This is a genomic window from Moorella sp. E306M (assembly GCF_006538385.1).
Classification (GTDB): domain Bacteria; phylum Bacillota; class DSM-521; order Neomoorellales; family Neomoorellaceae; genus Neomoorella.
This window is the reverse complement of sequence record NZ_BJKO01000001.1, coordinates 1,849,789-1,863,318: the sequence shown is the minus strand read 5'-3', so window position 1 is coordinate 1,863,318 and position 13,530 is coordinate 1,849,789. Positions and strand designations below refer to the sequence as shown.

The window sequence follows — 13,530 nt, the reverse complement described above, 5'->3', positions numbered from 1 at the left end:
TTCAAACCCACCGCAGGGTAAAATAAAGGAGGAGAATCATAACGGTATTCCAGGTAGCATGGGCAACTATGGGGGTGAAGATATTTCCTGTCCGCTCATAAAGGTAAGCCAGGCCCATGCCGCCGAGTGCAAGCGGCAAGAAACGCACCAGGTCCAGGTGCAGGAGGGCGAAGATCAGGCCGCTCCCCAGAAGGCCCCTGCCGAAGCCGTAGCGGGCTTTGAGGGCCGGGAAGAGAAACCCCCGGAAATAGAGTTCTTCCGTAACGGGAGCCAGAAAAGCACCGAGAAATAGCGGTATAGCCAGGTCACGGGGCTGCCGGGCGTTGATGACCAGTTCGGTAAAGGGCTGGGGGGCCTGGTCGGGTAAAAAGAACTGTAACAGACTGCCGACAATAACTACCAGTAAAAATAAAACCAGGCCGCCTCCCAGGCCTGAAGCTATGGCCCGGACCAAAGAAGCGGCTTTTAAACCCACAGCTTCCAATCCCAGGCCGTTTTTCTTGCGCACGAAATAATGCAGTCCCCCCAGGACGGCCGCTCCCTGGGCCAGGCCCACCAACAGGTAACGGTAGGCCAGGGGTAACCAGGAAGCAAAGAATCGGACCATTAACGCCGTACCATAACCTGCCGCCAGCATCCCCAGTAATACCAAAAGACACTGCCGTAAATTCCAGGGTATTTTCTCCGTTTCTCCTGTCATAAATTCCACCTCATTAAACCTTTAACTAAACAGGCCTTATGGCCTAAATATATAACAACCCCGGATGTTTGAAAAGCCTCTATAGAAATTATGCCAGCAACTGCCGCCTCCGGCCGAGGTATTTTTCTACGGCGCTCACAAAGGTGGCATGGGACCAGGTTAAAGGAGAAACCGACAGGGGTTCGCCGGTAAAGGGGTCCAGTTGCTCCGGGAGCATCCCCGCCGGCGTTGCCCGTTCTGCCGCCCAGGTAAGAATACCGCGAGCCGCGGCCAGGTCATTTAAATTTTGCGCCCGTAAAGCGTGCCACTCGGCCAGCCACAGGGTACAGATAAACCATGGGTTACCCGGGGCCACCTGGAGGTTATCGCTTTTACGGAAGTAGTAATCCCCGGTATAGCGGGCCACTCCTCCTATTTCCGTCTTGACCTGCAGTCCTTCCTCCACTGCCGCTATAGTCCTGGTCAGGCGCGGGTCAGCCAGGGGTACCGCTTCCAGCAGGGCTAGGGCCGTGAGGCTGGCATCCAGGGTAAAATCAGGCACCAGGCGGCCGTCATCTTCCCGGTAAATACCCCGGATGAAACGCCCCAGGTCCGGGGAATAGAGGTGTTCGCTAATACCCACACCGACCTCCACCGCCGCCCGCCGGTAACGGTCTTCCCGGCCTACGTCACCAGCCAGGCGCGCCATATGGGCAGCGGCAATCAACCCGGCGTAGACGGCGGCAGCAGTAAAGGCAAAGATGCCTCGCCGCTCTTCCCAGAGGTCATAGCTCGGCAGGGGCAGGCCCAGGTCTGGATCGCGGTAATCCACCAGGAAATCGGCTGCCGGCCGTACCAGGGCCGGGTAGAGGTCGTGGATGAGACCCCAGTTCCGCCCCAGGCGGAAGGACTGGCCCAGGGCCCATAGGACCAGGGCTGTTTCATCTTCCTGGATGGGCAAAATGCGCTCACCCCGGTGCACCGGCGGTAACCAGCTGGATCCCAGGCTGCCGTCGGGATTGTATTTTTGATAAAAAAAGCCGTCCTGCTCCAGCACCCGGGAGCAATAATAAAAAAAGCTGGCCGTTAACTCGCCATAGCCGGCTTGGTCCAGGGCATTGGCTACCAGGGCCCCATCTCGGGGCCAGCAATAGCCGTAGTGATCCCGGGCTTCCGCCAGGATGTCGCTATCGGTAGCCGCCAGGATCGCCCCCCTAGTATCAATCTGGGTGCGCACGACCAGGAGGCTGCGGTGGTAGAGGGCAACTACCGCCGGGGGTAAATCGGCAAAGTCGCGTCCATTTTTATAGACCCAGCCCCGCCAGTAGGCCGCCGTGGCTGCCAGCAAGTTTTTTACCCCCTGGGACAGCACCCGGTTATTTAGCTCTCCGGCAACCGTAAAGTTCTCGGCAGCCACAATCCAGTAGGTAATCTCTCCCCTCTCTCCCGCGGCCAGCTGCAGGCGAAAGCTAAAGGTACTGTCTACCGAACCGTGGTGGATGGGATGGCCTTCCAGCCAGCCGTCCTCGGCATCCCGCCAGGTGCCCTCGGCACCGCGAAAACGCTTGTTACCGGTGGCATACTGGAAAAAAATATTGGCCCCGGCGCGGCCATTGATTAAAAGGTAGAGCCCCCTTTTATAATGAAGTAAAACCTTCTGGTCCGGCAGGTAAGTCACTGTATCACCGATGGGGGATTCATTTAAAGTAAAATCATGATAAAAAAACAGCCGCACTTCCCGGGAGCGACCGGCCATGTTGTGAACCGTGATTCGAGCCAGGTAAATATCTTCTTGAAAATGAACGGCGTTGTTGATAATTATTTCCAGTTCCATTCCATTATTCCTGGCCCGGCAATGGCCTACCAGGGTATCCGCTTCATACCCTACCTCCCGCTCCCACTCCCGGCTTCCCAGCCAGCTAAAATGGCCATCCACCCAGCAGCCCAGGCGATTCCTTTCCCCGCCGATGTGATTGGGCCAGCCAACATAAGGGTAATATAAGTCACGCATATTAAATTCAGCATCAAAATTAATCAACAAACGCCCGTTCCCCAGGGTCAGTTCTCGCGGCATGGTTCTCACCCCTTCACTTTCCTCATCTTAACGGCAATAAAGTAAAGGTAAGTGGATATACTAAGCGATGAGTTTAACGGTCCTTTAGCATTATTCCACCAGAGAGCGGGGATTATTGCATGATAACCTTTATTGCCCTGTTAATCATAGCCATCCTGGCCGGGGCGCTCTTCTGGTACCGGCGCCGGCAGGCCGCCCAACCGGCTGCCAAACCCTTGCCAGTCCCAGCACCGGCAGGCCGGGAGTTGCCGGCAAAATATGGTAAAGATGAAGTTGTCCTCATGGTCAAGGACCCCTACTGGCTCTATGCCTACTGGGAATTAAGCGATGCCAAAAAGGAGGAACTTAAGCGTCGCTTTGGCCCGGGTGCCTGGGAAAAGTCCCGTCCTTTACTCAGGGTTTACGACCTTACCAACCACCCCTATGATTTTCTCCAGGCACCCTTTTTTGAAATAGCCATTACGGACATGGCCGACAACTGGTATATCCACACCGGTAAATCCTCCAGCACCTTTTGCGTTGACCTGGGACGCTGGTTTCCGGAATATGGTTTTGTTACCATAGCCCGGTCCAATATCGTCACTACCCCGGCCGATAAACCCAGCAGCGTTATTGACCCCTTATGGCCGCCCCTGGAAGCCTGCTGGCAGGCGGTGGAACGTTACGGTAAAGCAAAAGGTTTCAGCTCTATCCAGCTGGTAAAAACACAAAAATAAGGGCGGGCCTCCTAGAAATAAGACCCGTCCCTATATCATTTACATAAAAGGCTTTCATGCAATTGGTCCGGACCAACTCCAGCCAGCAACAAGAAAGGAAGAAACTTATGCCCCGTGGTTATGTCGCCCTGGTATTACACGCTCATTTACCGTATGTCCGTGATACGGAAGACGAATTTTCCCTGGCCGAAAAATGGTTCCACGAAGCTGTCACCGAAACCTATATCCCCTTGATCCATGTCTGCCAGCGCCTGAATCGGGACCGGATACCCTATAAATTGACCCTCTCTTTAAGCCCCCCTTTGACTGCTATGATGGCCGATAACCTGGTCCAGGAGCATTACCGCCGTTACCTGGAACGCCTGCGGGAGCTGGCCGCCCGGGAGGTCTGGCGTACCAGGAACGATCCGCGCTTTCACCTGGTGGCCCGCATGTACCAGGACCTTTTTGAAAGCATCTACCGCACTTACCTGGCATACGGAGGCAACCTGATCAGTGCCTTCCGGGAACTCCAGGACAGCGGCAACGTGGAAATAATAACCTGCGCCGCCACCCACGGCTACCTGCCTTTAATCGGCCTGCAGCGAGAAGTAGTCCGTGCTCAGGTAGAAGTGGCAGTCAATAACCACCGCCGCCTCTTCGGCCGGCCGCCGATGGGCCTGTGGCTGCCCGAATGTGCCTATAACCCTGGAGATGACGCCATTTTAAGGGATTACGGCATTAAATACTTCTTCGTCGATGCCCACGGCCTCCTTTACGCCACACCGCGGCCCCGCTACAGCATTTTTGCCCCCGTCTACACCCCGGCAGGAGTTGCTGCCTTCGGCCGCGACCTGGAGTCTTCGGAGCAGGTGTGGAGTGCCCAGGAAGGCTACCCGGGGGACTTCGATTACCGGGAGTTTTACCGGGATATCGGCTATGACCTGGACTTTGAATATATTAAGCCCTATATCCATCCTTCCGGCCTGCGATTGGATACGGGTATGAAATACTACCGCATCACCGGTAAGTCCAACTATAAGGAGCCCTATGTACCGGAATGGGCTAGTTTCAAAGCCCACACCCACGCCGGCAACTTCCTGTTTAACAGGGAACACCAGATTAACTACCTGGCCGATTACATGGACCGGCCGCCCCTCATTGTCTGCCCCTATGACGCCGAGCTCTTCGGGCACTGGTGGTTCGAAGGACCCCAGTTCCTGGAATCGCTCTTCCGCCAGGTGGCGGGGCTCGCCCATCAACCCTTTACCTTTATCACGCCAAGCGAGTACCTGGAGCGTTTCCCCGTCAACCAGCCGGCCACGCCCTGCATGTCCAGCTGGGGGAATAACGGTTATAACGAGGTCTGGCTGGAGGGTTCCAACGACTGGATTTACCGCCATCTCCACCACGCTGCTGACGAGATGATCCGACTGTCCAACCAGCACCCGGAGGCCACGGGCCTGCTGCTGCGCGCCTTAAACCAGGCCGCCCGGGAACTCCTGGTGGCCCAGAGCAGTGACTGGGCCTTCATCATGAAAACCGGGACCATGGTAGATTACGCCGTCCAGCGGACGAAAAAACACCTGCTGAATTTCTGGGATCTCACCCGGTCAGTAAAAAATAACGACCTGGACCCTGAAAAGGTCCAGGCCCTGGAGGACGCTAATAATATCTTTCCGGATATAAACTATAGGGTTTTTGCCAGCAGATAAGGTCCTCCGGACTGTATCAGGGCAGATAACCAGCCAGGCTTAAGGGTACCAGGGCCGGCAATGCGAGTTGCAGTCGCCGCTCTACCTCCGGCCAGTTGACCAGCTGCCACCAGTCCTTAACATAATCGGCGCGCCGGTTCTGGTAGTCCAGGTAATAGGCGTGTTCCCAGACATCGAGGACCAGGATGGGAATGGCCCCCCACTGGGTCAAATCCTGGTGCTTTTCTGCCGTCAGGATTTCCAGGCGGCCCCAGGCCGGCTGCCAGGCCAGGATGGCCCAGCCGGAGCCCTCCACATCTACAGCCGCCCGGCTAAACTGTTCCTGGAAGGCAGCTTGGCTACCAAAATAGCTGTTTATTTTCTCCCGCAATAAACTCCCCGGCCCGCTCCCGCTCCAGGGAGCCATTACCGTCCAGTAGATGCTGTGCAGGATATGCCCGGACCCGTGAAAGGCCAGCTCCCGCTCCCAGTGCTTTACCAGGGCAAAGTCGCCCTTCTGCCGGGCCTCAACCAGTTTTAATTCCGCTTTGTTGAGCCCCTCAACATAGGCCAGATGGTGGCGGTCGTGGTGGAGGCGCAACTGCCTCTCGCTGATGACCGGTTCCAGGGCATCATAAGGATAAGGTAAAGGCGGCAACCGGTGCTCGCCGGGAGGCACGGGAGGAGATAACCAGAAGTTTTGTGCTTCTTCCATATTATATCCTCCCTGGAAGTTGTTTCTTTATAGCTTATGCGCCGTCCATAAAAAAGCTACTCCGCCAGCCGGAAATGGGGGCTGGCCCGGTGGGCCGCCTCTAAAGCCTCTTTAAACTCCTCTCGGGTAATCCGCCGGCTCAAAGGGCCGTAGCGATAGGCCTCGCAGGCCGGGTAATACTGGTTCATGACGTTGATATAGGCATGGGGTGAGATTTCCCGGGCGATAAACTCCATGACCTCCCCGGTTCCGGCCAGGCCCTCCGGTAGGACCAGGTGACGGATAATTAACCCTCGCCTTGCTATTCCCTCGTCATCCACCTGCAGGTCGCCCACCTGGCGCTGCATTTCTTTAATGGCTATCTTTGCCACCCGGGGATAATCCGGTACATGGGAAAGGCGTCTGCCAACCTCAGGATCGGCATACTTGAAGTCCGGCATGTAGATGTCTATGAGGCCGGCAATCTCCTCCAGGGTCGCCTTTTCTTCATAGCCGCCGCAGTTATAGACCAGAGGTAACCGCAAACCTTTTTCGGCGGCAATGGCCAGGGCGGCGATAATCTGGGGGACATAGTGGGACGGCGTTACCAGATTAATATTATGGCAGCCCCGGTCCTGCAACGATAGCATTATGCGGGCCAGCGTCTCCAGGGAAACCTTTTCGCCATGTTGACCGCGGCTGATATCGAAGTTCTGGCAAAAAACGCAGGCTAAGTTGCAGTGGCTGAAGAAAATGGTCCCGGAGCCACCTCGCCCTACCAGGGGTGGCTCCTCGCCAAAGTGGGGACCGTAGCCGCCGATTTCCACCTCCCAGCTCGCCCGGCAAAAGCCCAATTCCCCTTTTTGCCGGTTGACATGGCAATGGTGGGGACAAACAGTGCAATCTTTAAGGCGTTCCATGAGACCGGCAGCCAGGTCCTTTAGCCTGCCGCTCCTGGAGCTATCGATATACCCAGGATAATCAGTCATAAAGGTCCCCCTTGAAGTACTATTCTTTGCTTAGGGTAACCCGGGGCTTACTTTTTTAGCCCAACACACTCACCTGCCTGTGGCAGCGCTTTCAGCCATTTTACATATTCTTTTTGCTCGCTCACTATTTTGACAAGCCTTTCGTCAGCTGTCCAATATTCACAGGTTTCGCCCGTATTTTCGGTTACTATTTCCGCGACGGCCATGAAAACTGCATCATACAGCGTAGGCATATCAAAATGCTTACCGAGCTCCCAGGCCCGTCCCATCACCATATTGTCGTTCAGGTATTCGACCCCGGGAAACTGCTGGAACTCCGCCCATAAATCATCGGCATCCGGAGTGCTCAATTCTCCTCTCTTGCATTTTTGCCGCAAAACGCTTCCTACTTCGGCCCAGGCAAACGCAGGAAGGACAATTATTTTACGTTCTTCAATTATCCTTCGCATCAGCGCCGTGGCTTTATCGCTGTCTTCTTCCTCGACAAGCACTTTCATTAGAACGGAAGTATCCAGGCAGATATAGCTACTCATGCCTGCCCAACCTTTCCCGCAGTTCGCGGATCACTGCCACGGAATCTCCCCGGGCCTCTGTTTTCCTGGCAACCCTCGCCCTTAACCGGAGCATCCTGTCCAGGCTTTCTCTCCTGGCCTGGGATAAAATATCCACGGCATCGTATTTTCGCATCCTCTCAAACGTGTCTGCATCAACCAGATACGCGACAGGCTTTGACCGCTGGACAATGACCGCCGGAGCTTTTGTCCTGGCGATTTCTGCCAGGATCTCACGGATATTTCTCCTAACGTCTGTTACGTTTACTATATGCATTAGAATCACTCCTAAATGTGTCTTTAGGATCATTATATACTTGATGGTTAAAAATTACAAACTTGTACGGGAGGAATCGGGCAGTTTCTCCGCCACCTTCCCCGGCCCGGTATTCCCGGGGCGCGTAGCCAATGGCCCCCCTGGTGATGGCGCTGCCATTCGTCGGGGAAACCGGCCACAGCATAGGCCGCCCGGCCATGGTCAAAAATAAGCTCGCTGCCGTCCAAAGAAGTACAGGAAGCCAGCAAGCAGCTGGCCGAACGCCGCACCAATCTCTATCTGTACATTAAAGATAAATTTGATATTATGGTTTTGGGTTTGCCCCGAACTTTTCACTATGGGCCGGGTATGGGAACCAATCCCATCATTTTGCCTCAAGCCATCAGCGCCAACCTGGCGCTAAATTTCGATGTTGGTAAATAAACACTTAAAACCAGGTTTTCCGGGAGGTCCTTATTTTGGTCAGTCTTTCCATGGCAATATTGATTTTTACCGGTTCAATTCTTGCCGGTATAGTGGGGGCCCTGCTGGGGCTGGGTGGCGGGATTATCATCATCCCTGTGCTGACCCTGCTCCTCAATATTGACATCCGCTATGCCATTGGCGCCAGCATCGTCTCCGTTATCGCTACTTCCAGCGGTGCGGCGGCGGCCTATATTCGTGACCGCATTACCAATATCCGCATCGGTATGTTCCTGGAAATGGCCACTACCACCGGGGCTATTACCGGAGCTTATTTAGGCGGTCTAATTAGCCCCCACTACCTTTATATCATTTTTGCCGTTGTCCTGGGCTATTCTACCCTGGCCATGTTTAAACGGCGCAACCTTGAGCTTCCGGAAGGAGTCGTCGCCCATCCCCTGGCGAAAAAATTGAAATTAGAGGGAAGTTACTACGACCAGGTCCTGAACCGGCAGGTAGAATACACATCAACAGGGGTTTACGAGGGTTTTGGCATTATGTACGGGGCTGGCGTTATTTCCGGCCTGCTGGGTATTGGCAATGGGATCTTTAAAGTCATGGCTATGGACATGTTCATGAAATTGCCCATGAAGGTGTCTACCGCTACCAGCAATTTCATGATTGGTGTCACCGCGGCCGCCAGTGCCGGTATATATTTCGCCCGGGGTGATATCCACCCCGCCATTGCCGCTCCCGTAGCCCTGGGCGTCGTTATCGGAGCCACCCTGGGCACCCGCCTCATGGTTCGCCTGCGCAACACTACCTTAAGAAAGATCTTTGTGCCGGTATTGCTTTATATTTCCCTGCAGATGCTCTTGAAAGGCCTAAAAGGGTGAAGGTTGGTTCTTGATAAGTATTAAATTTAAGTAAGGTGAATGATATGGAAAATAACTTGCCAAAAGATACTCCTCAAGAATCCCATGCCATCGTTGTGGAAGATTTCATCAGCCAGTCTTTACGCTGGGGAGTAGTTATCAGCGCCATAATAATTGCTGTCGGTCTGGTACTTTATTTACTCACCGGCGACAGCGGCTACCCGGCCGGTTTCTTCCCCACCAGCCCCCTCCAGGTACTCAGGGATGTGGTGCATTTTAAGTCCTTTGCCATTATTGACCTGGGGCTTTTACTGCTCATCGCCACTCCCATTTTCCGCGTCGCCGCATCGATTATCGCCTTTATCTCTGATCGCGACCGCCCTTATGTACTGATTACTACTTATGTGTTAGCTATGTTAATTTTAAGCTTGTTGTTGGGAAGGGCAGAATGACAGCGAAAACTATTGACATACTCCTCCATATTCTGGTGGTGGCCCTGGTCCTTGTCCTGCTTTACCGCGGCGTATTATCCTGGACCTGCCCGGTCGCAGCGGCCGGAACCACGGTAGCCGACCTCTTGAAAATGTTTGAACCGGCCGGCGGCAGCGCCTTTGCCGACGATAGGGTACTGCTAACAGGTAGCTGATGCTGACAATTCCGGGTTAAGCGGGGCTAGTTTTTGGGAATAAAAGGATTTCCATTGCCCGCCTGGAAAAATAATGGTATGATTTAGCCAAAGGGGGGAGCCACCATGCCAGAGGAAGCCAGAAAAGAAATAGCGGCCGGAACAGATGAGCAAGGGTTATTTCCTCGTGGTTTCGACCTGTTTGGCTATATCATCCAGCAGCTGACTAACATGGACGCTCGTTATGAAGCGCGCTTTGACCGGATTGAAACGAGGATCGATAAACTTGACACCCGGATTGATAAACTTGACAGTAAAATTGATACCCAGATAAATGCTTTGCGCCAGGAAATGCAGGAAAATGATGCCCGGTTACAGCAGGAAATTGCGATATTACGGCAGGAAATCAAGTCAGGGCAACAGGAAATACGTAGCATCCATAGATGGTCTATCGCCAGTATAGTAACTACTATTGTTGGTCTGGGGGGGGTTATCGCTTCCCTACTGGCCATCCTGGCCTGGCTACCTTAATCAATCCAGGAGTAGATACTATTGGTATAAAAAGAGAGTTCCTTATTAAATACTTTAAACAGCTAACGCCCGAACAAAAGATGAAGATGGTGCCACAACTGGGGCGGTATGCGGAGAGGCTAAAGCTGGGAATAAAGAGGGCCAGGAAAAATGGGCGACCCGATAATTAAGGTTAGCGCTATACTGGAAAAAATAGATATGCCCTACTGCCTTATTGGTGGCTATGCTGTTGCTGCCTATGGAGCACCCAGATATACCGCTGAGGTTAATTTTTTGGTATCCCGCTTAAAAGATTATTGTGGGCATCTCCAAGCTAATTTACAAGAAGAAAATCTTCCTTTCGAGTTCTCCAGGGCCGACCTGTTAGATCCAGTTATAATAAACAGCCTTTATTCCACAATCACCTCGCCCCTCGGACGCGGCCGGTTACGGTCCAGTTCCACGCGGGGGCGCATCGCCGAAGACCCGTCTGACTCTAGCAGAGTCAGGCTAAGGGGAGCAATTTTAAGGTATTAACCCAGCATATGGGCAAAACGTGCCTGGGGCGCCAGGTATTCGCGCAAGGGTCTGGGATTGGGAATCTCTTTTACCGTAAGCTCTCCATTTACGTATTCGGCCAGGGGCCACTGGCCCGTCTGGACGGCCAGGCGGGCTAGCTTCACCGTCAGGTCGCTGCGGTAGCCCCAGCCCGGTGGGCAGGGGGAAAGAACCTGAATGTATGCCGGGCCTTCCACCTGCATGGCCTTTTGCACCTTGGTCAGGTAATCCTGGGGGTAGCCGATGCTGGCTGTTGCCGCATAGGGGACACCGTGGGCCGCTACAATACGCAACATATCCTTTTTGGGCCTTTCTTCGCCCCGGCCCACGCTGCCCACCGGCGTCGTCGTGGTCCGCGCCCCTAAAGGTGTGGCCCCGCTCCGCTGTACCCCGGTATTCATGTAGGCTTCGTTGTCATAGCAGATGAAGATAAAATTGTCGCCCCGCTCCAGGGCGCCGGATAAAGCCTGGAGCCCGATGTCGACGGTACCGCCGTCGCCGGCCAGGCCCACGACTTTGACCCCTTTCTTCCCCCGGCGCCTCAAACCGGCCACCACTCCGGAAACGGCCGCCGCTGTGCTGGGGAAGGTGACATTGACGCAGGGAACTTTGAAGGCCAGCTGGGGATAAAATGTGGTTACCCCCAGCAGGCAGCTCGGTGTGGTGACGATGACCGTTTCCGGCCCCAAGACCTTCAGGGCCAGACGGACGGCGAGTATCCCGCCGCAGCCGGCGCAGGCGTAAGAACCCTGCACCAGTTCTGCATCAGGTAATTCTTTTATTTTAACCATTGGTACCTACCTCCAGGCTTTTACTTCTGCCAGCCGCCACTAACAACCTGTTCTTCACCCCTGTCCTGGCGCCGTACCGCCTCCAGGCAATGGCGGAAAATACCTGCCAGTTCCTCCTGGCTGATATCGCGGCCGCCCAGGCCGCCGATGAAGCCAGCCACCTGCGGCTGTGCCGGTAGATCAGCCAGGGCCGCCTTTACTTCCGTGGCCAGCACCCCTTCATAACCGAAAGAGCAGTCGCGGTCCAGAACGGCCACCACCCTGGCTCTGGCGAGGGCCGCCTGGAGGTCTTCCACCGGGAAAGGCCGGAAACTCCGCAGGCGCAAGAGGCCTACCGCTTCGCCCTGCCGGCGTAAACAGTCCACCACTTCCCGGGCCGTTCCGGCGGTGGCGCCCATGACGACCAGCACCACCTCAGCGTCATTACAGCAATAAGGGTCCACCAGGCCGCCGTAGCTGCGCTGGAAGTGGGCCTGAAACTCCCGGTCTACTTCTTTAATAACCTCTTTCGCTTTCAGCATGGCCTGCTGCTGGAAATACTTAAAGGCAGGATACAGGTCCGGCCCCGCGCCAACGCCAAAGACATAGGGCCGCTGCGTGTCCACGCTATACTCCGGCCGGTATGGCGGCAGGAAGCGGTCCACGGCCTCCTGGTCCGGTAAGTCCACAATTTCTTCCGTATGGGACAGGACATAGCCGTCCAGGCAGACCATAACCGGCGTCAGCACCTCCGGATGGGCCGCAATTTTATAGGCCTGCAGGCAGGTGTCCAGGGCTTCCTGGGCCGTTTCCACGTAGAGCTGGATCCAGCCCGTATCGCGGCAGGCAATGGCGTCCTGGTGATCGGCCCAGATGGTCCAGGGAGCCGCCAGGCCGCGGTTGGCCACAGCCATGACCATGGGTACGCGGCAGCCGCTGACATAATGGAGCATTTCAAACATGTAGGCCAGCCCCTGGGAAGAGGTGGCCGTAAAGACCCGCGTTCCCGTAACCGCCGCCCCGTAGCAGGCCGCCAGGGCGGCATGTTCGGATTCTACCCTTATATAGTCCGCTTCCATGGAACCGCCGGCTATGTATTCTGCTATTTTCTCCACAATGGTCGACTGGGGAGTAATGGGATAGGCGGCCACCACTTCCGTCCGGGCGAGCTTCACGGCCGCCGCTACCGCCTCGTTACCGTTGAGATACGCGCGCATCGTTACTACCTTCTTCCACCAGGGCCAGGGCTTCCCGCGGGCACTCGGCCACACAGATGCCACAACCCTTGCAAAAATCTAGATTAAGGCTAACTATCCTTTCGCCCCTGGTAAAGCAGCCTTCCGGGCAAAAGAGCCAGCAGGTGAGGCAATTATTACAGCGTTCGGGATTTAGAACCGGCCGCACCAATCGCCAGGAACCGGTAGTCGTACTCAATAAGGGTGTTGCCAGGTTGGGCCCCTTCCTTAAATCACCTTCAGTCAGCACTCACTAACGCCTCCCTCTTAACCCGGCTGCCACTGGCTATTGCCTCCTTACCGCCGAGAACCTTTGCCAGATCATAGGCTTGCCGGGCCACGGCAATGTTTTGGGCAGCCAGCCCTTGTGGCAGGACGGCAGCGATGGCTTTTTCTACCGCCTCCAGGGAGAGGAGGCCGGTCGCCCCGGCCAGGGCTGCCACCATGGTTGTATTGACTATTGGAACGCCCAGGACCTCCCGGGCCAGGCGGGTGGCGTCAAGGTAATAGACCTGGGCGCGGTCCAACGCCCGTACAGCCGCCTTCTCCCGGTCGGCATTGATGAGGACCGTCCCCCCGGTTGCCAGACCGGCAAAAACATCAGTGCTCTCCAGCAAGGTGGCATCCAGTACCACCACATAATCAGGGTTATAGATCTGGCTGCGGTCGCGAATAGGCCGGTCATCCAGGCGGGTAAAGGCCGTCACCGGCGCTCCCCGCCGTTCCGTGCCAAAGGAAGGAAAAGACTGGGCATACCAGTCCCCATAGACGGCTGCCGCCAGGCCAAAGATGCGCGCCGCAGTAACGGCGCCCTGGCCGCCACGACCATGCCAGCGAATCTGTAACATTTTTCTACCCCCTACCTTTATATTCTACCACCAGGTAATATCAGTAGCAAGTAA

Annotated in this window: 16 protein-coding genes; 6 read left to right on the top strand and 10 right to left on the bottom strand. The window is 55.4% G+C overall.

What is annotated here, in order from left to right:
• Window position 1: 1 nt before the first annotated feature.
• Both FLZ89_RS09625 and FLZ89_RS09620 read right to left on the bottom strand, forming a co-directional pair.
• Window positions 2-700: a CPBP family intramembrane glutamic endopeptidase gene (locus FLZ89_RS09625; RefSeq protein WP_141304876.1), complete on the bottom strand. Its 699-nt coding sequence runs from the start codon at window positions 698-700 to the stop codon at window positions 2-4.
• 88 nt (window positions 701-788) lie between these two features.
• On the bottom strand, window positions 789-2,753 hold the full coding sequence (locus FLZ89_RS09620; protein ID WP_141304875.1) for a glycoside hydrolase family 15 protein: 1,965 nt from the start codon (window positions 2,751-2,753) through the stop codon (window positions 789-791).
• A gap of 119 nt (window positions 2,754-2,872) precedes the next feature.
• Here FLZ89_RS09620 and FLZ89_RS09615 point away from each other — a divergent pair, with 119 nt between their 5' ends.
• The gene (locus FLZ89_RS09615) at window positions 2,873-3,469 is read left to right on the top strand and encodes a DUF4912 domain-containing protein (RefSeq protein WP_172613539.1); all 597 of its coding nucleotides are present in this window, start codon (window positions 2,873-2,875) and stop codon (window positions 3,467-3,469) included.
• A 107-nt stretch (window positions 3,470-3,576) separates the two neighbouring features.
• Window positions 3,577-5,163 (top strand): glycoside hydrolase family 57 protein, encoded by a 1,587-nt coding sequence (locus FLZ89_RS09610; RefSeq protein WP_141262739.1) that lies wholly within the window; start codon window positions 3,577-3,579, stop codon window positions 5,161-5,163.
• 16 nt (window positions 5,164-5,179) lie between these two features.
• Here FLZ89_RS09610 and FLZ89_RS09605 read toward each other — a convergent pair whose 3' ends face one another.
• Genes FLZ89_RS09605 through FLZ89_RS09590 form a run of 4 tightly spaced genes read right to left on the bottom strand, consistent with a single transcriptional unit; the run spans window position 5,180 to window position 7,653 of the window.
• Window positions 5,180-5,857: a superoxide dismutase gene (locus tag FLZ89_RS09605; RefSeq protein WP_141304874.1), complete on the bottom strand. Its 678-nt coding sequence runs from the start codon at window positions 5,855-5,857 to the stop codon at window positions 5,180-5,182.
• Between the two features lie 56 nt (window positions 5,858-5,913).
• Entirely contained in the window at window positions 5,914-6,825 is a 912-nt protein-coding gene (locus tag FLZ89_RS09600; protein WP_141262741.1) for a radical SAM protein, read from the bottom strand.
• 47 nt (window positions 6,826-6,872) lie between these two features.
• Window positions 6,873-7,358, bottom strand: a complete 486-nt coding sequence (locus FLZ89_RS09595) for a type II toxin-antitoxin system VapC family toxin (protein WP_141262742.1) — start codon at window positions 7,356-7,358, stop codon at window positions 6,873-6,875.
• A complete protein-coding gene (locus FLZ89_RS09590; protein ID WP_141262743.1) occupies window positions 7,351-7,653 on the bottom strand; it encodes a type II toxin-antitoxin system Phd/YefM family antitoxin in 303 nt (100 codons plus the stop codon). The genes FLZ89_RS09595 and FLZ89_RS09590 overlap by 8 nt, the downstream gene beginning before the upstream one ends.
• Window positions 7,654-8,126: 473 nt before the next feature.
• Here FLZ89_RS09590 and FLZ89_RS09580 point away from each other — a divergent pair, with 473 nt between their 5' ends.
• From FLZ89_RS09580 to FLZ89_RS09565, 4 genes are all read left to right on the top strand, one after another.
• The gene (locus FLZ89_RS09580) at window positions 8,127-8,951 is read left to right on the top strand and encodes a sulfite exporter TauE/SafE family protein (RefSeq protein WP_141264047.1); all 825 of its coding nucleotides are present in this window, start codon (window positions 8,127-8,129) and stop codon (window positions 8,949-8,951) included.
• 44 nt (window positions 8,952-8,995) lie between these two features.
• Window positions 8,996-9,382: a DUF1634 domain-containing protein gene (locus tag FLZ89_RS09575; protein ID WP_141262744.1), complete on the top strand. Its 387-nt coding sequence runs from the start codon at window positions 8,996-8,998 to the stop codon at window positions 9,380-9,382.
• The gene (locus FLZ89_RS15960) at window positions 9,379-9,576 is read left to right on the top strand and encodes a hypothetical protein (protein ID WP_216363871.1); all 198 of its coding nucleotides are present in this window, start codon (window positions 9,379-9,381) and stop codon (window positions 9,574-9,576) included. The genes FLZ89_RS09575 and FLZ89_RS15960 overlap by 4 nt, the downstream gene beginning before the upstream one ends.
• A 105-nt stretch (window positions 9,577-9,681) precedes the next feature.
• Window positions 9,682-10,086, top strand: a complete 405-nt coding sequence (locus FLZ89_RS09565) for a hypothetical protein (protein WP_141262745.1) — start codon at window positions 9,682-9,684, stop codon at window positions 10,084-10,086.
• 512 nt (window positions 10,087-10,598) lie between these two features.
• Here FLZ89_RS09565 and FLZ89_RS09560 read toward each other — a convergent pair.
• From FLZ89_RS09560 to FLZ89_RS09545, 4 genes are read right to left on the bottom strand one after another with little or no spacing between them, the layout of a single operon-like run.
• On the bottom strand, window positions 10,599-11,414 hold the full coding sequence (locus FLZ89_RS09560) for a thiamine pyrophosphate-dependent enzyme (RefSeq protein ID WP_141262746.1): 816 nt from the start codon (window positions 11,412-11,414) through the stop codon (window positions 10,599-10,601).
• A 20-nt stretch (window positions 11,415-11,434) separates the two neighbouring features.
• Window positions 11,435-12,610, bottom strand: coding sequence for a pyruvate ferredoxin oxidoreductase (gene porA, locus FLZ89_RS09555; protein ID WP_141262747.1), 1,176 nt, complete (start codon window positions 12,608-12,610; stop codon window positions 11,435-11,437).
• Window positions 12,588-12,878, bottom strand: coding sequence for a 4Fe-4S binding protein (locus tag FLZ89_RS09550; RefSeq protein ID WP_141304872.1), 291 nt, complete (start codon window positions 12,876-12,878; stop codon window positions 12,588-12,590). The genes porA and FLZ89_RS09550 overlap by 23 nt, the downstream gene beginning before the upstream one ends.
• Complete coding sequence (locus FLZ89_RS09545) at window positions 12,868-13,476, bottom strand: pyruvate ferredoxin oxidoreductase subunit gamma (RefSeq protein ID WP_141304871.1); 609 nt, start codon at window positions 13,474-13,476, stop codon at window positions 12,868-12,870. Before FLZ89_RS09545 ends, FLZ89_RS09550 begins: the two co-directional genes overlap by 11 nt.
• Window positions 13,477-13,530: the final 54 nt, after the last annotated feature.